The following is a 16,594-nucleotide window of genomic DNA, read 5'->3' as shown; positions in this document are numbered from 1 at the left end:
CTGAACACTCTCACAAGCAGAAAACTTTATGAATAACGACGTCATTTCACCGGAATTTGATGAAAATGGCCGCCCGCTGCGCCGCATTCGTAGCTTTGTCCGCCGCCAGGGGCGTCTGACCAAAGGTCAGCAGCACGCGCTGGACAATTACTGGCCGGTGATGGGCGTTGAGTTCACGGAACAGCCGCTGGACTTCACCACGCTGTTTGGCCGCACCGCGCCAGTGACTCTTGAGATTGGTTTCGGCATGGGCGCTTCGCTGGTCGAAATGGCGAAAACCCGCCCGGATCAAAACTTCCTCGGCATTGAAGTGCACTCACCGGGCGTGGGCGCGTGTCTTTCCTCGGCCCATGAAGAGGGTGTCGAAAACCTGCGCGTGATGTGTCATGACGCGGTCGAAGTGCTGCACAAAATGATCCCTGACAATTCGTTAAATATGGTGCAACTCTTTTTCCCGGACCCCTGGCATAAAGCGCGTCATAATAAGCGCCGCATTGTTCAGGTACCCTTTGCGGAACTGGTGAAAAGCAAGCTCAAACTGGGCGGCGTGTTTCATATGGCAACCGACTGGGGAGCCTATGCCGAACATATGCTGGAAGTGATGTCTTCTATCGACGGGTACAAAAACCTGTCGACGACCAACGATTATGTGCCGCGCCCGGAATCGCGCCCGGTAACTAAATTTGAACAGCGTGGCCATCGTCTTGGTCACGGCGTATGGGACTTAATGTTCGAGAGGGTGAAATAATGGCTAAACACCGCAGCCGTCGCTTGCGTAAAAAAATGCATATCGACGAATTCCAGGAAGTCGGTTTCTCCGTTGCCTGGCGCTTCCCGGAAGGCACCACTGAAGAGCAGATCGATAAAACCGTCGATAACTTTATCCAGCAAGTGATTGCGCCGAATAAACTGGCCTTTGACGGCAGCGGTTATCTCGCCTGGGAAGGGCTTATTTGCCTGCAAGAAATCGGCAAATGCACCGAAGAGCACCAGGCCATTGTGCGTAAATGGCTGGAAGAGCAGAAGCTCGAAGAGGTGCGCACCAGCGAACTTTTCGACGTTTGGTGGGACTAAACAAACATAACGGGCCAGCATTTGCTGGCCCATTTTGTCTCTACAGGAGTTTTTATGATGCGTAAAACGCTGCTGGCGGCAACGCTCACCCTTACGGCATTCGCGGCTCAGGCCGATTATCAGTGCAGTGTCACGCCGCGCGATGATGTGATTATCAGCCCGCAAACCGTGCAGGTTAAAGGCGAGAACGGTAACCTGGTTATCACGCCGGATGGCAATGTCATGTTCAATGGCAAACAACCCACCCTGAGCGCAGCACAGCGCGAGCAGGCAAAAGATTACCAGGCGGAATTACGCAGTGCCCTGCCGTGGATCGATAACGGCGCGCGTAGCCGTGTTGATAAAAACCGCGTGGCGCTGGATAAGATCATCGTCAAAGAGGCAGGCGAAAACAGCAGTATGCGCAGCCGCCTGACCAAACTCGACGCACAGCTCAAAGAACAGATGAACCGCATTATTGAGCATCGCAGCGATGGGCTGACGTTCCACTATAAAGCCATTGACGAGGTTCGCGCGGATGGCCAGCAACTGGTGAATCAGGCGATGGGCGGCATTTTGCAGGACAGCATTAATGAAATGGGCGCAAAAGCGGTACTGAAAAGCGGCGGCAACCCGTTACAGAGTGTGCTCGGCAGCCTCGGCGGTTTGCAAACCGCTATCCAGAATGAGTGGAAAAACCAGGAAGCGGATTTCCAGCAGTTTGGTAAAGATGTCTGTCAGCGCGTGGTCTCGCTGGAAGAGAGCCGGAAGGCGTTAACCTCCTCGCTTAAATAATATATCCTGGCGGCTTTCCTGATAAGAAAGCCGCTAGTTCGCAGAATATATTAGAGACTGTAATTATTCTGCTTATTTACCCGCCAAATATGCATCACACGTAATTATTTAATTTCCATTATCTTTTTGTGGTTTTCGTTATCAAATATTAACTCCAGGCAGCAAAAGCAATGATTAATTCCCTTTTATAACCTACTAATTTTTGGGGTTTTACTTAAGAAATAAATCTATTCCTGGCGCATGATCTCATTTGCACACTTTCAGAATGTTCTTGTTGATGTTAATATCGCCGCTTCAAATCACGGATATGATTCCTGCATAAATAATCTTATGTCATCAATAAAGATACAGCCGAAGGGCGATGCTTCATTTTATGGAGATCCCGCCATGGAACTCAGAGATAACGAGATTGATCTACTCTATCTGGTCGGCCTTTTATGGAAAGGTAAAAAGATAATAGCGGCGACAATGCTGTTATTTGCTGTTGTTGGCTTTTTTATTGGCGCGTTATTACCGCAAAAATGGACCAGCCAGGCCGAAATTACCCCGGCAGAAAAAATCCAGTGGACGGAGCTGCAAAAAACGCTAATGACGTTGCAAGTTCTTGATGTAAAAACGTCTATTAAAGCGAATGATGTTTTTAGCTTGTTCCTGAAAAAGTTCTCTTCGCAGTCGCTGAAAGAGGAGTTCCTCGCCACTTCGCCGCTGGTACTCGGCAAACTGGAAGAGGGCAATATCGATCAGAACGAACTGCGCCGGGCGCTGAACCTGCTGGCAGAAAAGATCAAGGTCTCCAGTAATGCCAAACAGGCGAGCGCTGAAAATACACCGTATGCTTCCTGGACGCTGAGCTTCACTGCGCCCACCGCCACCGAAGCGCAGCAGGTGTTGAAAAGCTACGTTGATTTTATTACCGCCAAAGTGGTGAGTGAGACGCTGGCGACGCTGCGCAGCGATGTCGAACTGCAAAAAAATTACGAAAAAAACGTGCTGGAGATGGATCGTGCGCGCATTGCGACGAAGCATGATGCCAACCTCAAGCGCCTGAATTACTCGCTGGAAGTGGCGAATGCCGCTGGCATCAAACGCCCGGTCTACAGTAACGGCCAGGCCGTGCAGGATGACCCGGATTTCTCCATTGCGTTAGGCGCGGATGGTATTTCGGAAAAACTCAGAATTGAGCAATCAATGAAGGACTTCACCGAGTTGAATGCCGATTTCCGTAACCGTGAGTACCGGTTGGAAGAACTGCAAAAAGTGGATATTAAGGACGTTAACTTCTCACCGTTCAAATATCAGCTTTCGCCTTCTTTGCCTATCAAAAAAGAGGGCCCAGGCAAGGCTGTTATTATGGCGCTGGCGGTAATTCTGGGGCTAATTATCTCGTCGTCAATTGTATTGTTGCGTCACGGAATGCATCAGCGCAACTTACTGTAATATTCCGGAAGAAATAATCACGACACTAAAATAGTTAAGGGGAAATAATATTCCCCTTAACGCATCAGCTAATTTTTGACTTATTCGGTAAGAAATAACTCAAGCAGCGAGTTTAGAAAGAGCTTACCGTGTTCGGTTATCTGCCAGTATGCTTCATTTTCACTCAGATAATTAAGCGCCAGCGCCTGCTCGATTTGCGGGCGAATCGCACTTTCATTCAGCCCGGTATAGCGTGTAAATTCTGCCCGTGGCGCAGGTTCAAGCAGGCGGAAACGGTTCATAAAGAACTCGAACGGTTTATCCTGCATTTCCACTTCATGCTGTTTATCGAGATATTTTCCCTGCATATAGCCGCGCGGATGGCGGGTTTTTGCCGTGCGCAGAATACGCCCGTCCGGGAAGGTCACTTTACCGTGTGCGCCGCAGCCAATGCCGAGGTAATCACCGAAGCGCCAGTAATTAAGATTGTGCTGGCACTGAAAGCCAGGTTTGGCATAGGCCGAGGTTTCATACTGCTGATAGCCTGCGGCGGTCAGGATCTGGTGGCCCTGCTCAAAGATATCCCACAGCGCATCGTCGTCCGGCAACACTGGCGGGCGCGAGCCAAACAAGGTGTTAGGTTCGATGGTGAGCTGATACCACGACAGATGTGGCGGGTTTAACGCAATCGCCTGGCGCAAATCATCCAGCGCCTCTTCCAACGACTGATCCGGCAGGCCATGCATCAAATCAAGGTTAAAACTGCGCAGCCCCAGCCCGCTTGCCAGCCGCGCCGCGCGTTTAGCTTCTTCGGGGCCGTGAATGCGCCCCAGGCGCTGAAGCTTCGTTTCACTGAAACTTTGCACGCCAATGGAGATGCGATTGACGCCCGCGCGTTGGTAGTCGACAAAACGATCGGCCTCGACGGTGCCGGGGTTCGCTTCCATGGTAATTTCCGCATCAGCAGCAAGCGGCAGGCGCGCCCGCACGCCATCCAGCAGCGTCTGCATCGCCGGGCCGGAAAGCAGGCTCGGCGTACCACCACCAATAAAAATGGTCTTTATTTCACGTCCCTGGGCGTAAGCAACATCGGTATCCAGGTCGGCCAGCAGATGCTGAACATAGTCATCATGCGGCACTTCGCCCTTCAACGCATGGGAATTGAAATCGCAGTACGGGCATTTCTGCACGCACCACGGGATATGGATATAAAGACTCAGAGGTGGCAAATCAGCCATTACGCATTGCTTCCAGTAATAATTTCAACGCCTGCCCACGGTGGGAGATGGCGCTTTTCTCTTCGCGGGTCAGTTCCGCAGCGGTTTTGCCCGCGGAAGGGACAAAGAAAATCGGGTCATAGCCAAAGCCGCCGTTGCCCGCCGGTTGGTGCGTGATAACGCCAGGCCAGGTGCCGTGACACACCAGCGGCGTCGGGTCGTCTGCATGACGCAGATAAACCAGCACACAGTGGAACTGCGCCTGACGTTTGTCATCTGGCACCTCTTTAAGTGTAGCCAGCAGTTTTTCCAGATTCTGCTGATCGCTGGCCTCCAGGCCTGCATAGCGCGCGGAGTAAATCCCCGGAGCGCCGCCGAGTGCGTCAATCGCCAGCCCGGAGTCATCGGCAATCGCCGGTAAACCGGTAATTTTTGCCGCATGGCGGGCTTTCAGAATCGCATTCTCAATAAAGGTCAGCCCGGTCTCTTCGGCGGACTCAACGCCCAGCTCGGTTTGCGCGACGACATCAAGACCAAAATCATTGAGCAGCGAGGCAAGCTCGCGCACTTTACCGGCATTACCGGTGGCGAGGACAACTTTTTGCATAACGAGTCCTAATTTAGCAGCGCCGCGACTTCTGTCGGGATCTGTTGCGGGTGAGAGATTTTAATTTGCTTGTGGCGGCCCAGTTCGCCTTTTTCAATCACGACCTGGTTTTTTGCCACGCGGAACTGTTTAGCGAGGAATTTCACCAGGTGCGCATTGGCCTGCCCATCCACTGGCGGGGCGGTGATGGCGACTTTCAGTTCGTCGCCATGCAGCCCGATAATCGTATCCCGGCTGGCTTTCGGCTGAATATACAGCCGCAAAACCAGCCCGTTTTCGAAGGATTCAACGGCACTCATAGTGCCATCCACAGCCCCGGCAGCAGCATATTGCCGGTGGATTGCAGCAGTTCCGCAACCCCCATATTGATAACGTACAGCAGCAACACCAGAATCATCGGCGAGAAGTCGATCCCACCCATTGACGGCAGCAAGTTGCGGATGGGGCGCAGCAGCGGCTCGGTGAGCTGGATTAACACATACTCCACCGGGCTACGGCCCTGGCTGACCCAGCTCATGATGGCCATCACCAGCAGCACCCAGAAGATCATCAGACCGATGGTTTTCAGCAGAATAAGCAGGGCGGAGATCCAGATAATCGGCTGGAACGTCACCACCATAAACAGCACTATTGCTTTGATAAAGCTCAGCACAAAGGCCACCAGCAGCGAGGAGCTATCCAGCGGCCCCAGCGGCGGAATAACCCGGCGCAACGGCCCGACAATCGGCTGTGTGGCTTTCACCACAAACTGCGAAAACGGGTTGTAAAAATCACAGCGTGCCCACTGCATCCAGACGCGCAACAGCAGAACCATGGTGTAAAGTTCAATCACTGTTGAGAGCAGGAAAGTCAACGTCTTCATGGCGTTCCTCAGTTTCTCTTAATTTTTTGTGTAATCGCGCGCACCAAAAATGGCGGTACCAATGCGCACCATGGTACTGCCAGCCGCAATGGCGGCGGACATATCGTCCGTCATGCCCAACGACAGTGTATCCACCGTTGGATAGCGCGTTTTAAGCGCTTCAAATGCTACAGCCATTTGCCGTGCCACGGCAAACTGCCGTTCATACTCCGCTTCAGGTGCCGGGATCGCCATTAAACCGCGCAGGCGAATCCCCGGCAATTCAACAACCTGCGCTGCCAGCGCGTCCAGTTCACCGAGCGCAATACCCGACTTGCTCTGTTCATCACTGATGTTGATTTGAATCAGCACGTTCAGCGGCGGTAGCGTTGCCGGGCGCTGCTCGCTAAGACGGCTGGCAATGCGCAGGCGATCGACGGTGTGGCACCAGTCGAAATGCTCCGCCACCAGACGGCTTTTGTTGGACTGCAAAGGGCCGATAAAGTGCCATTGCAAGCCGCTGATACCCGCCTGCTGAAAGTGAAGGATTTTATCCACCCCTTCCTGAACATAGTTTTCACCAAACGCACGTTGCCCGGCGTCGATAGCTTCTGCGACGGCGCTCGCAGGTTTGGTTTTGCTCACTGCAAGTAACGTAACTTCTTCTGGAGCACGGCCGCAACGTGTTGCGGCGGCGGAGATTTTGTCCCGGACGTGTGCCAGGTTATGCGCAATATCGTTCATGGTTCCAGGATGGCGTAATGGATATAGAAGAAATAGTGGCGCTTAGTGTAAAGCATAATGTCTCGGATCTACACCTGTGCGATGGTTGCCCGCCGCGCTGGCGACACCAGGGACGGCTTGAAACCGCGCCCTTTGAGCTGCCGGATATCGCAGCACTTATCGACGCGCAACTTAATGCGCTCCAGCAGCGCCAGTGGCGCGAACAGCGGCAGGTGGATTTTGCCCTTACCACCGCCAGCGGCAGAAGGCTGCGCGCCGGGGCGTTTGCCCGCTATGGCGGGGCTTCGCTGGCGCTACGTCTGCTGCCGCAAAGCTGCCCCTTGCTTGATGAAATAGATGCACCTGCGGCGCTTCCCGAGTTACTCGGGCGGGAAAACGGTCTGATCCTGGTCACCGGGGCCACCGGCAGCGGCAAATCTACCACCCTTGCGGCAATGGTGGAGCACCTTAATCAACATGCCGAAGCGCATATTTTGACGCTGGAAGATCCCATTGAGTTTGTGCACACCAGCGCCCGCAGCCTGATCCAGCAGCGAGAAATAGGCCAGCACTGCGCGTCGTTTAATGAGGGGCTACGCGCGGCGCTGCGAGAAGATCCCGACGTGATCCTGTTGGGTGAGTTGCGCGACAGCGAAACCATCCGCATGGCGCTGACTGCCGCCGAAACCGGGCATCTGGTGCTGGCAACGTTACATACCCGCGGTGCAGCCCAGGCCGTCGAGAGGCTGGTGGATAGCTTTCCGGCGCAAGAGAAAGAACCCGTACGCAGCCAGCTTGCGGGCAGCTTACAGGCGGTGCTGGCGCAAAAGCTGGAAAGGGACAAGCAGGGCGGGCGCGTGGCGCTGTTTGAGTTGCTGGTCAATACACCTGCGGTGGCAAATCTTATTCGCGAAGGCAAGACGCATCAACTGCCCGGCGTGATGCAAACCGGGCAGCAGATGGGAATGCAGACCTTCGCACAAAGCCGCCAGCAACGGGTGCTCCAGGGCTGGCTTTAGCTGACGTTCAGGGAGTAGACCGCCGGCAGCGCCCCGGCGGTCGCGAGGATCTCCAGCCGGACGCTGTGTGCGGTAATCGTGGTCTCCAGGCGGTGCTGACAAACCGAATGATGGTTATCGTGTACGTCGGCCAGGAGTTGATCGTCGGCCCACAGGCGATAACGCGTGATGCAGTGCGGTGTCACCGCCTGGTGATGGCCCATCTGCACCGACTCCATGGCGTTGTCGAAGTCGTTGTCCTGCACCAGCGTCAGGTGGTTGATTGCCTGTGGCGTAGCCCAGCGCCAGATGATTTCCGGGGCGGCGTCATCGGGTGCTGGCGTCCAGGCGTTGATTTGCTGTTCCGGGCGCAGACGACCATTAAGCACGTTTTGCACGCTCCACGCGTTAAGCGGCGGGTTGCAACGCAGAGCGGGCATGATTTGATGAGGGCGTCGGCGGGGCAGCCAAAAGTCGAACTCATCCACGCCGTAATCGCCATCGGCTATCTGGCGGGTATGTTTGGCGACGCGCGCGTTGAGGCTGTTAAACACCGTCATCATGCCGGGCAAATGCGTATCGGTAAGCGCTATGTCGATGCCTTCCTGCGCATCGAAGGCGAGAAACACATACTGGCTGCGTTCACTCTGCCAGCTAAACGCAACGGTGCGCTCGGCTTCGCCGGTAATCGTCAGCACCTGCTCGTCATAGTGGCAATCCGGGGTGAAATTCCCGGCGCGCACGCTGCCAAGCAGAGAAACGGTCAACTGTTGCGGCGTTGACGCCCGTAAACGAAGGGTGATTTCCGGCACCGGCTGACCCGCCTGTACCGGCAAAAGAAGCGCCATCCGCTCGGTCAGCGGTTGCCAGTGACCGTTGGGGGCAAGCTCCGTTAGCTGATATTCACTGCTGGCGCTGACGGTTGCGCCCTGCGCCGGGTCGTTCAGCCCCAGGCGGGGAATGTAGCAGCCGTTGGCCTGCAAATGCTGTTGCAGCGCGCCGACATGTTCCCGCTGCGCCAGTTCGCGCGGAGTCATGTTAAGGGTTTTACACAGCGCGGCGGCGCGACCAACCGCTTCGCCCAGCAGGCCACAGGTGCACATCACGCGGGCACTGCCAAAAGCGACATGCGAGGCGGAAATAAGCCGCCCGGTGAGCAGCAGGTTATCCAGCGAGCGGCTGTAGAGGCTACGAAACGGAATAGTGTAAGTGCCTTTGCTGTGGAACTGGCGACAGCCGTCGTGGGTGCTGTAAACTCCGTCCGCCGGATGTAAATCAATTGACCAGCCGCCGTAAGCGACAGCATCGTAATGATCGCGCTGCTCGATGATGTCCTGCTGGCACAGCAGATGATCGCCAACGAAGCGGCGGCTTTCGCGTTTGCCTGGAATTGCGCCGACCCATTCAATGGTCATATTGGCGGCTTCGGGGAATTGCCCTGAGTTTTTGATGTGATCCCAGACGCCCCAGACAATTTTCCACAGCTCCCATTTGATCTCTTCGCTTTCGTGCACCGTATCAAGGCGCCCGCCCCACTCCAGCCACCATAAATCGCAGCCGTTCAGCGTCGATGTCAGGCGCGTGTAACGTGGGATCTCGGTAATATCTTTCAGGGCAAAAGAGGGCGGCACAAAGTTTACCGGCCCGTTTGTTTGTTTTGTGTAGAAGTAAATTGAATGGCCGAGTTTATGGCCGAAGTTATCGCCGGGCGCCATCTTCTCGCCCAGTTCTTCGGCTTCTTCCGCGCCTTCGCGGTATTCGGCTCCCGCCAGAAAACCGAGTACGCCATCGCCGGTGGCATCGCAAAACTGTTCGGCGCTGACGGTATAAAATGTTTCGTTGATGGGGTTAAACGCTTTTACTTGCGTGATAGTTTGCGCGTTTTTTTCCACCTCAAACACGGCGGTATTGAGCAGTAATGTCAGCCCCGGCTGGCTTTTGGCAAGATCGAGCAGCACCAGATCGAACATCACCGGATTGCCCTCTTTGTTACGCCAGAGGTTTTCTTCCATGATTTCGCCCATGATGCCGCCTTCGCGCGCCCAGCGGTTATTATTCCCCATATGTGATGTCGCGCCATTCGCCCACAGGCGCACTTCGCTGGAGGCATTACCGCCAAGAACCGGCCTGTCCTGAATCAACACCACCTGCAAACCATCACGCGCCGCCGCAAGCGCCGCGCAAAGACCCGCCAGCCCACCGCCTGCAACTAACAGGTCGGCGTGCAGATGTTGTGTCGGAAAGACTCTGGCATCGGTTTGGGGAAAGATTTTCATAACCTTGTTTCCTTCTTTACTGACGGTAGAATCGTTTTTTCAAGCCACCTGAAAAGCGAACCCTGCAATGTCTTCTCAACCGAATCAAAGCCTGATTGATGGCATTCGCTGTCTGCAATATCTGGTCTCCAGCGACCGCGCCATTGGCTGTCGTGAACTGGCGCGCCTGATGGGCATTAACACCACCCGCGTAAACCGGTTGCTGATGACGATGGCGTCTATCGGCCTGACGATGCAGGATGCGCAGCGGCGCTATCTTCCGGGGCCTGGCATTCACGCGCTGGCGGCACAGGCCATTCGCGGTTCAGCCCTCTTTTCCCACGCGCTGCCCCTGCTGGAGCGCCACGCCCCGAAAGAGATTGTGGTGGCGATGGGCGTGCTCTGGGAGGATCAGGTGATTTACATCTATCACTCTGAACCCGGCAGCCAGGTCAGCCAGGCGCTGGCCGGTTTTCATATGCTGCCCGCCTGGCAGTCCGTCATCGGCATGTCGTTACTGGCGGCAGAGAGCGATGAAGCCCTGCAAAAACGCTTTACCGACGCGCAATGGCAGCAACTCGGCCCGCATGTCGCCCAACAGCGTGAACAGGGGCATGTCGTCTGGCATCACGACGACGGTGAAGTGTCGATGGCGAAACCGCTCGGTGCCCATTCCGCCGCACTTGCTTTTGCCGGAATGTGGCAAATCGACGACGCGGTAGTGGAAACGCGTTTACAGGCGCTGCACGCGCTGGTTACGCGCCTGACGGAAAAAGCCTGACCACTACTCATATTGCCTCTTATGTTTCTTTTATAGAAACAATAACAGGAATGCAAAAAGCCTGTCTGGAAAGTGTGAGAACGATCGGCAGAAAGCCGCGGATCGGACGCGGCTTTCTGTGAGAAGACGAGGGGAGAGCGGTTTAGGGTAACAACTCGAAGTAGCTTTCGAGGATCACCACCGCCGATGCGGAATCCACACGGCCTTTGTCGAGGGCGCGAAAACCGCCGCGTTCAAACAGCCCGGCGCGGGCTTCAACGGTGCTTAGACGTTCATCATGTAAAGTGACCTGCACACCAAAACGTCCATGAATTTTATTGGCGAATTTGCGGGCGCGGGCGGTCAGCGGCTGTTCAGTGCCGTCCATATTCAGCGGCAAACCGACAATCACCGCGTCTGGCTGCCACTCTTTTAAGAGCTTCTCAATAAGCTGCCAGTCCGGTATGCCGTCCTGCGCCTTTAGCGCATTTAACGCGCGCGCCGTGCCGGTGATACGCTGCCCAATAGCAACGCCGATGCTTTTAGTCCCGAAATCAAACGCTAACAGGGTTCCGCTCATCAGGCGTGCCCCGCGACACCCGGCATGGTTGAAATATCAATGCCGATGAGTTTTGCCGCTTCACGCCAGCGATCGGCGATAGGGGTTTTGAATAAAATGTTGAGATCCGCCGGTGCGGTGAGCCAGGCGTTATCAAGAATTTCTTGTTCCAGCTGACCTTTTTCCCATGATGCGTACCCCAGCGCCACCATCACCTCACCCGGCTGATGGGCTGTACCCAGGGTTTCAAGTACGTCTCGCGAGGTAGTGACTACAGTGTTATCCGACACGCGAATACTGGAGGAAAAACCGGCCGGAGGAGTATGCAAAATAAAGCCGCGATCTTCTGCCAGCGGGCCGCCGAGCAGCACTGCTTTGTCCAGCCGGATGGCCGGATCGCGGTCAGTTGGCTGGATTTTGAGTTTTTCCAGGACCCCGTCAACTGTCAGGTTCTCCAGCGGCTTATTGATAATAAGCCCCATTGCCCCTTCGTCGTTGTACTCACAAATGTAGACAACGGAACGCCGGAAGAGAGGATCCTGAAGAGCAGGCATGGCAATAAGAAAGTGATGCTGTAAATTCATTGTCAGAGGTTCTGTTTCCTGGTTCAAAAAAGCGACAACCTAGTATGGGTGGAAAGCGGGGTGCTGTCACTACTAAAGCTGGCAGGGAACGGGCTCCTTTCCGCACCCTGCGCGCGTGAGTTATTTCCCCAGGCGTTTTTCAATAGCGTCCATCAACATACCGGTAATGGAGATTGGGAATTCGGCTTCGATCTCACGTACACAAGTCGGGCTGGTGACGTTAATTTCCGTCAGACGATCGCCGATGATATCCAGACCGACAAAAATCAGCCCTTTGGCTTTCAGCACGGGCGCAACTTTACGGGCAATTTCCCAGTCGCTTTCGCTCAGGGGACGCGGTTCGCCGCGACCACCGGCTGCCAGGTTACCCCGGGTTTCGCCACCCTGCGGAATACGTGCCAGGCAATACGGTACCGGTTCGCCATCCACCACCAGCACACGTTTGTCGCCCTCTTTAATTGCCGGTAAATAGTTCTGCGCCATGCAGTAGCGACTACCCAGTTCCGTCAGCGTTTCGGTGATAACTGCCAGGTTCGGGTCGCCCTCTTTAACGCGGAAAATTGAGGTGCCGCCCATGCCATCCAGCGGTTTCAGGATGATGTCAGTATGCTTTTGCCAGAAGGCTTTCAGCTTCGCTTTATCGCGCGTGACCAACGTTTCCGGGGTTAACTCCGGGAACCAGGCGGTAAATAACTTCTCGTTACAGTCGCGCAGGCTCTGCGGTTTGTTGACGATCAACGTGCCTTTCTCTTCAGCACGTTCAAGGATATAGGTGGCGTAGATGTATTCCGTATCGAACGGCGGATCTTTACGCATCAGCACCGTGTCGAGATCGGCAAGCGCAATATCCTGCTCGCTACCGAATTCATACCATTTGTCGTAATTCTGCTCGACGGAGAGCGTGCGTGTCCGGGCGCGGGCTTCACCGTTGATCAGGTAGAGATCGGCCATCTCCATATAGTGCAACTCGTAGCCGCGGCGCTGTGCTTCCAGCAGCATGGCGAAGCTGGTGTCTTTTTTGATGTTAATGTCCGCGATGGGATCCATCACGATGCCGAGCTTAATCATTCTGCTTCTCCTTTCAACCCAGGTCGCCAAAGCGAACCTGAAGCGCGGTGATGGCGGTAAGCGCCGTTGTCTCTGTGCGTAGCACGCGGGGGCCTAACAAAATATCCGTAAACTGATAACGCGCGGTCATGGCAATCTCATCGGCAGTTAACCCGCCTTCCGGGCCAATCAGCAGGCGGACGCGCTCGACGGGCAAGGGCAACGTATTGATGCTCTGGCTGGCGCGTGGATGCAGGTTGAGTTTCAATCCTGCCTCTTCTTCAGCGCACCAGGCTTCGAGATCCATCGCCGGGCGAATTTCCGGCACCCGGTTGCGCCCGCACTGTTCGCAGGCGGCGATGGCGATTTTTTGCCACTGTTGCTGCTTTTTGCTCAGACGTTCGCCGTCCAGTTTAACGCCGCAGCGTTCAGAAAAAAGTGGCGTAATGAGGCTTACCCCAAGCTCGATCGATTTCTGGATAGTAAATTCCATTTTTTCGCCGCGCGACATCACCTGGCCCAAGTGAATATGCAGCGGTGATTCCCGATCTTCCACTTCGCTGCGCAGGATGTTGACCCGCACGCTTTTTTTGTCTGCATGGGTAATTTCAGCATCGAAAACCTGATTAGAGCCATCGAACAATTGAATGGCCTGGCCTTGCCCCATACGCAACACGCGCCCGACGTGGTTTGCAGCATCCTCGCTGAGGGCGATTTCATTGCCCGGCTGGATAAATTCTGGGTGATGAATGCGGGGAATGCGCATATTTTTTTAATCCACTTAGATTACCGCCCCGTCAGACGGGGCGGATGTTAACAATGGCGCTAGTGTAGGTTAGCTCTTTCGCGCCATGCAAGCGCGCAGCACATAGGGGTTATGGTTGCCCTGTACGTTGGCGATACGCGCGTCGCGCTTACATTCCCACTCCGTCACGGGATAGAGCTTATCCCAGGCGGTGAAAAGCTGGGTCTGTTGCCGTGAAAGGTTGAGCTGGTATTGATCGCGCATATAGAAGTAGGTGCGGGCAATCGCGCCGCGCGCGCGGGCCGGTGGTTCAGCCAGTTTTTCTTTGAAGTCCACCTTCATGGCGCACTGGCCGTACTGGCCTTCACCGCCGTTCCACTGGCTGTACATGAAGTTGCCGCGATCGCCGTTTACTTCGCCTACGGCCGGTTGCAGGTTATGCATATCGCTTTCTATTTTGCGATAGAGCGGATCTTTGGCGCAGTTTTTCCGGCCGCCGTCCTGCCAGCACTGACGCAGATGGCCGAACTGCCAGGCGGGCATCACATGTTCCCACTCGATACGGCTGGCGCGGTTTTTATTTTTTCGCACCTGGTAGCCGCAGGAGGCGAGGTCAACCACGCCTTTTTTGCCCTGCCAGTGAATTTTGCAGCCGCAATAGAAGTCACCCGGCGCGTCAGCATTCACTTTCACACCGGCGGCTTTTGCCTGCGCAAAGCTGTTAATGCCGTGGGCGGCCAGCGCGGGAACGGACATCAGCGCGAATAAAAAAGGTAAAAAACGAAACATAGCGAACTCCCTGTCAAAATGAGTCCGCAACGTAGCGGAAGGCGTTGCCTGATGCAATCAGTTAGCGCATAAAACTTCTTAATGGATTCAGTTACTCGCGTCGGCAATCAGCGGCTCGCCGCAGTGTACACAGCGATAAACTGTCTCGCCTCGCACCACCCGGTTGTGACGGCGCACGGTCAGTTGGTGCTGCTGGCATTTGCAGCGGTATGGGAACGTATTGCGCCGCACGGATTCCAGTTCGAACTGATGGGTACGGCGCGCCGGCACGCCCAGCACGCTCTCCATCATCCATTTCCACTCTTTGCCGTGGGGCGAGACGCGACCAAAGTGCTTCCACACCAGCAGGTGCGCCAGCTCATGGGGAACAACTTCGTCAATAAACGCCTGCTGATTTTCCAGTAGTAACACCGGATTGAGGCGAATTTCGTAATCCGCCAGCCAGGCTGTTCCGGCGGAGGTTCCGCGCTGTTGATAGACCAGTTTGGGTTCAGGGTAGTTTCGCCCCAGTTTCAGGTTCGCATGGGCGAGGTTATCCCGCAGGCTACGCATAACGGCTTGCTGGAGAGCGATAGGGAGGCGGGTATTTTTCATAAGTGCAGAGAATAGGGCGGGCGACGAGCGAGTGCAACAGGCAAAAAAGGCTTCCTCCGCAGAGGAAGCCTGAAGGGTGAGGGATCAGTCGTGGGAGCCAATTTCACGCAGCGGACGGCCACGCATCAGGTTGCGCTCGATATGCTCCAGCGAAACGTGTTTGGTTTCCGGCACCAGCCACAGCGTCAGGATGATGAACAGCACGTTCAGGCCGCCGTAAACCCAGAAGGTATTGGCGTTGCCCAGCGTATTCAGCATCGTCAGGAAGGTCGCACCGACAATCATGTTGGCGATCCAGTTGGTTGCTGTGGAACAAGTGATACCAAAATCGCGGCCTTTTAGCGGCTGGATTTCGGAGCACAGTACCCAAATCAGCGGGCCGGCGCTCATGGCAAAGCCGATAATAAACATCAGCAGCATAGCCACGGCGAAGTACTGCGCTGTCGGCGAGTGAATGCCCAGATGCAGCATAGTACCGAGAACGCCCATACCTGCCGCCATCACCAGGAAGCCCAGCACCAGCGTCGGTTTACGGCCCCAACGGTCCACCAGTCCGATGGCGATAAAGGTCGCCAGCACGTTAGTCAGACCAACGATCACCGTGCCCCACATCTGCTCGGTAGTGTTGGTATAACCCGCCAGTTCGAAGATTTTCGGCGCGTAATACATGATGACGTTCATGCCGGTGAATTGCTGCATTATCTGCAACAGGACGCCAAGGAACACCGCACGGCGGAAGTTGCTGTTCTCTTTAAACAGCGCCCAGCCGGTCTGTTTTACTTTCAGGCTTTCGCGGATCTCTTCCAGCTCGTTTTTCGCTTCCGCGCTGGTGTCACGCAGGCGCAGCAGCACACGTTCGGCATCGTGGAAACGACGTTTCGCGGCGAACCAGCGCGGGCTGTCCGGGAGGAAGAACACACCAATCAGCAGTAAAATTGCCGGGATGATGATCACGCCCAACATCCAGCGCCATGCGCCGCTGTAACTGAACGCGGTATCGGAAAGATAAGCACCGAGGATACCGATGGTGATCATCAACTGATACATGGAAATCATACTGCCGCGGATTTTTTCCGGTGCGATCTCAGAGAGATACAGCGGTGCGGTATAAGAAGCGACACCGACTGCCAGGCCGAGCAGCACGCGAGAGATAATCAGGATTTCCACATTCGGTGCCGCAGCAGAACAGAGCGAACCTGCCACGAACAGAATGGCCCCAATCATCAGGCTTTTTTTACGCCCGAGACGCCAGGAGAGCCAGCCACTACCCACGGCACCTACTGCGGCACCGAACATCATGGAGCTAACCACCCACTCCTGCGTGTGTGAGCTAATTTGAAAATCTTCAGTGATAAAGGGCAGTGCGCCCGCGATCACGCCAATATCCAGGCCAAAAAGCAACCCTGCCAGTGCAGCGAGGAAGCATACAAAAAAGGTCATCGCCTTATTTGAATGCTTCTGTTTTTTATTGTCAGGCATTATGCCCTCCATTCATGTCATTGGTTTTTTCGAGGTAAAAGTTAGGCCACTCATAAGCAAAAATACGTGACATGCATCACATGAGTGTAATCGGTTACATTGCTAACGGACTGCTAATGTAAATAAAAGTGT

19 protein-coding genes are annotated in these 16,594 nt (G+C 55.0%); 6 read left to right on the top strand and 13 right to left on the bottom strand.

Annotated features, from left to right (window positions below; translation table 11 throughout):
* The first annotated feature begins 28 nt into the window (after window positions 1-28).
* The 4 genes from trmB (at window position 29) to wzz(fepE) (ending at window position 3,285) form a co-directional block, all read left to right on the top strand.
* A complete protein-coding gene (trmB, locus tag Q5705_19530) occupies window positions 29-748 on the top strand; it encodes a tRNA (guanosine(46)-N7)-methyltransferase TrmB (protein WLI76731.1) in 720 nt (239 codons plus the stop codon).
* A complete protein-coding gene (locus Q5705_19525) occupies window positions 748-1,074 on the top strand; it encodes a YggL family protein (GenBank protein WLI76730.1) in 327 nt (108 codons plus the stop codon). Before trmB ends, Q5705_19525 begins: the two co-directional genes overlap by 1 nt.
* 54 nt (window positions 1,075-1,128) lie before the next feature.
* Complete coding sequence (locus tag Q5705_19520; protein ID WLI76729.1) at window positions 1,129-1,848, top strand: DUF2884 domain-containing protein; 720 nt, start codon at window positions 1,129-1,131, stop codon at window positions 1,846-1,848.
* 330 nt (window positions 1,849-2,178) lie between these two features.
* Window positions 2,179-3,285: an LPS O-antigen length regulator Wzz(fepE) gene (gene wzz(fepE), locus Q5705_19515; protein WLI76728.1), complete on the top strand. Its 1,107-nt coding sequence runs from the start codon at window positions 2,179-2,181 to the stop codon at window positions 3,283-3,285.
* 80 nt (window positions 3,286-3,365) lie between these two features.
* Here the strand turns inward: wzz(fepE) and hemW are convergent, their stop codons facing one another.
* From hemW to Q5705_19490, 5 genes are read right to left on the bottom strand one after another with little or no spacing between them, the layout of a single operon-like run.
* Window positions 3,366-4,502, bottom strand: a complete 1,137-nt coding sequence (hemW, locus tag Q5705_19510) for a radical SAM family heme chaperone HemW (protein ID WLI76727.1) — start codon at window positions 4,500-4,502, stop codon at window positions 3,366-3,368.
* Window positions 4,495-5,088, bottom strand: coding sequence for an XTP/dITP diphosphatase (locus Q5705_19505; protein WLI76726.1), 594 nt, complete (start codon window positions 5,086-5,088; stop codon window positions 4,495-4,497). The genes hemW and Q5705_19505 overlap by 8 nt, the downstream gene beginning before the upstream one ends.
* Window positions 5,089-5,096: 8 nt before the next feature.
* Window positions 5,097-5,387, bottom strand: coding sequence for a DUF167 family protein YggU (yggU, locus tag Q5705_19500; protein WLI76725.1), 291 nt, complete (start codon window positions 5,385-5,387; stop codon window positions 5,097-5,099).
* Window positions 5,384-5,950 carry a YggT family protein gene (locus tag Q5705_19495; GenBank protein WLI76724.1) on the bottom strand — a complete coding sequence of 189 codons (567 nt, stop codon included), beginning with the start codon at window positions 5,948-5,950 and terminating at the stop codon, window positions 5,384-5,386. Before Q5705_19495 ends, yggU begins: the two co-directional genes overlap by 4 nt.
* A gap of 18 nt (window positions 5,951-5,968) precedes the next feature.
* Window positions 5,969-6,673, bottom strand: coding sequence for a YggS family pyridoxal phosphate-dependent enzyme (locus Q5705_19490; protein WLI76723.1), 705 nt, complete (start codon window positions 6,671-6,673; stop codon window positions 5,969-5,971).
* Between the two features lie 17 nt (window positions 6,674-6,690).
* Between Q5705_19490 and Q5705_19485 the strand changes: the two genes are divergently transcribed.
* On the top strand, window positions 6,691-7,671 hold the full coding sequence (locus Q5705_19485; protein ID WLI76722.1) for a type IV pilus twitching motility protein PilT: 981 nt from the start codon (window positions 6,691-6,693) through the stop codon (window positions 7,669-7,671).
* Here the strand turns inward: Q5705_19485 and Q5705_19480 are convergent.
* Window positions 7,668-9,926 carry an FAD-dependent oxidoreductase gene (locus tag Q5705_19480; protein ID WLI76721.1) on the bottom strand — a complete coding sequence of 753 codons (2,259 nt, stop codon included), beginning with the start codon at window positions 9,924-9,926 and terminating at the stop codon, window positions 7,668-7,670. The two genes, Q5705_19485 and Q5705_19480, sit on opposite strands and share 4 nt — an antisense overlap.
* A 67-nt stretch (window positions 9,927-9,993) precedes the next feature.
* Here Q5705_19480 and Q5705_19475 point away from each other — a divergent pair, with 67 nt between their 5' ends.
* Window positions 9,994-10,686 carry an IclR family transcriptional regulator gene (locus tag Q5705_19475; protein ID WLI76720.1) on the top strand — a complete coding sequence of 231 codons (693 nt, stop codon included), beginning with the start codon at window positions 9,994-9,996 and terminating at the stop codon, window positions 10,684-10,686.
* 142 nt (window positions 10,687-10,828) lie between these two features.
* Here Q5705_19475 and ruvX read toward each other — a convergent pair whose 3' ends face one another.
* The 7 genes from ruvX to Q5705_19440 all read right to left on the bottom strand — a co-directional run bounded on the left by ruvX (window position 10,829) and on the right by Q5705_19440 (window position 16,462).
* Entirely contained in the window at window positions 10,829-11,245 is a 417-nt protein-coding gene (gene ruvX, locus Q5705_19470; GenBank protein WLI76719.1) for a Holliday junction resolvase RuvX, read from the bottom strand.
* A complete protein-coding gene (locus Q5705_19465) occupies window positions 11,245-11,808 on the bottom strand; it encodes a YqgE/AlgH family protein (GenBank protein ID WLI76718.1) in 564 nt (187 codons plus the stop codon). The genes ruvX and Q5705_19465 overlap by 1 nt, the downstream gene beginning before the upstream one ends.
* Before the next feature lie 120 nt (window positions 11,809-11,928).
* Window positions 11,929-12,876, bottom strand: a complete 948-nt coding sequence (gene gshB, locus Q5705_19460; GenBank protein WLI76717.1) for a glutathione synthase — start codon at window positions 12,874-12,876, stop codon at window positions 11,929-11,931.
* 13 nt (window positions 12,877-12,889) lie between these two features.
* On the bottom strand, window positions 12,890-13,621 hold the full coding sequence (gene rsmE / locus Q5705_19455; protein ID WLI76716.1) for a 16S rRNA (uracil(1498)-N(3))-methyltransferase: 732 nt from the start codon (window positions 13,619-13,621) through the stop codon (window positions 12,890-12,892).
* A 69-nt stretch (window positions 13,622-13,690) separates the two neighbouring features.
* A complete protein-coding gene (gene endA, locus Q5705_19450) occupies window positions 13,691-14,389 on the bottom strand; it encodes a deoxyribonuclease I (protein WLI76715.1) in 699 nt (232 codons plus the stop codon).
* Between the two features lie 87 nt (window positions 14,390-14,476).
* Window positions 14,477-14,983 carry a SprT family zinc-dependent metalloprotease gene (locus Q5705_19445; protein WLI76714.1) on the bottom strand — a complete coding sequence of 169 codons (507 nt, stop codon included), beginning with the start codon at window positions 14,981-14,983 and terminating at the stop codon, window positions 14,477-14,479.
* A gap of 84 nt (window positions 14,984-15,067) precedes the next feature.
* A complete protein-coding gene (locus Q5705_19440; protein WLI76713.1) occupies window positions 15,068-16,462 on the bottom strand; it encodes a sugar porter family MFS transporter in 1,395 nt (464 codons plus the stop codon).
* Between the last annotated feature and the right edge of the window lie 132 nt (window positions 16,463-16,594).

Source organism: Kosakonia sp. H02 (assembly GCA_030704225.1).
In the GTDB taxonomy this organism is placed as follows: Bacteria; Pseudomonadota; Gammaproteobacteria; order Enterobacterales; family Enterobacteriaceae; genus Kosakonia.
This window is presented reverse-complemented; position numbering and strand designations above follow the sequence as displayed.

Bases quoted from the DNA above. Each gene is read 5' to 3' on its own strand.
- yggU (WLI76725.1), bottom strand. From the start codon at position 5,387: ATGAGTGCCGTTGAATCCTTCGAAAACGGGCTGGTTTTGCGGCTGTAT.
- Q5705_19475 (WLI76720.1), top strand. From the start codon at position 9,994: ATGTCTTCTCAACCGAATCAAAGCCTGATTGATGGCATTCGCTGTCTG.
- rsmE (WLI76716.1), bottom strand. From the start codon at position 13,621: ATGCGCATTCCCCGCATTCATCACCCAGAATTTATCCAGCCGGGCAAT.
- Q5705_19465 (WLI76718.1), bottom strand. From the start codon at position 11,808: ATGAATTTACAGCATCACTTTCTTATTGCCATGCCTGCTCTTCAGGAT.
- gshB (WLI76717.1), bottom strand. From the start codon at position 12,876: ATGATTAAGCTCGGCATCGTGATGGATCCCATCGCGGACATTAACATC.
- Q5705_19485 (WLI76722.1), top strand. From the start codon at position 6,691: ATGGATATAGAAGAAATAGTGGCGCTTAGTGTAAAGCATAATGTCTCG.
- Q5705_19525 (WLI76730.1), top strand. From the start codon at position 748: ATGGCTAAACACCGCAGCCGTCGCTTGCGTAAAAAAATGCATATCGAC.
- endA (WLI76715.1), bottom strand. From the start codon at position 14,389: ATGTTTCGTTTTTTACCTTTTTTATTCGCGCTGATGTCCGTTCCCGCG.
- Q5705_19520 (WLI76729.1), top strand. From the start codon at position 1,129: ATGATGCGTAAAACGCTGCTGGCGGCAACGCTCACCCTTACGGCATTC.
- Q5705_19445 (WLI76714.1), bottom strand. From the start codon at position 14,983: ATGAAAAATACCCGCCTCCCTATCGCTCTCCAGCAAGCCGTTATGCGT.
- trmB (WLI76731.1), top strand. From the start codon at position 29: ATGAATAACGACGTCATTTCACCGGAATTTGATGAAAATGGCCGCCCG.
- hemW (WLI76727.1), bottom strand. From the start codon at position 4,502: ATGGCTGATTTGCCACCTCTGAGTCTTTATATCCATATCCCGTGGTGC.
- Q5705_19480 (WLI76721.1), bottom strand. From the start codon at position 9,926: ATGAAAATCTTTCCCCAAACCGATGCCAGAGTCTTTCCGACACAACAT.
- ruvX (WLI76719.1), bottom strand. From the start codon at position 11,245: ATGAGCGGAACCCTGTTAGCGTTTGATTTCGGGACTAAAAGCATCGGC.
- Q5705_19440 (WLI76713.1), bottom strand. From the start codon at position 16,462: ATGCCTGACAATAAAAAACAGAAGCATTCAAATAAGGCGATGACCTTT.
- Q5705_19505 (WLI76726.1), bottom strand. From the start codon at position 5,088: ATGCAAAAAGTTGTCCTCGCCACCGGTAATGCCGGTAAAGTGCGCGAG.
- Q5705_19495 (WLI76724.1), bottom strand. From the start codon at position 5,950: ATGAAGACGTTGACTTTCCTGCTCTCAACAGTGATTGAACTTTACACC.
- Q5705_19490 (WLI76723.1), bottom strand. From the start codon at position 6,673: ATGAACGATATTGCGCATAACCTGGCACACGTCCGGGACAAAATCTCC.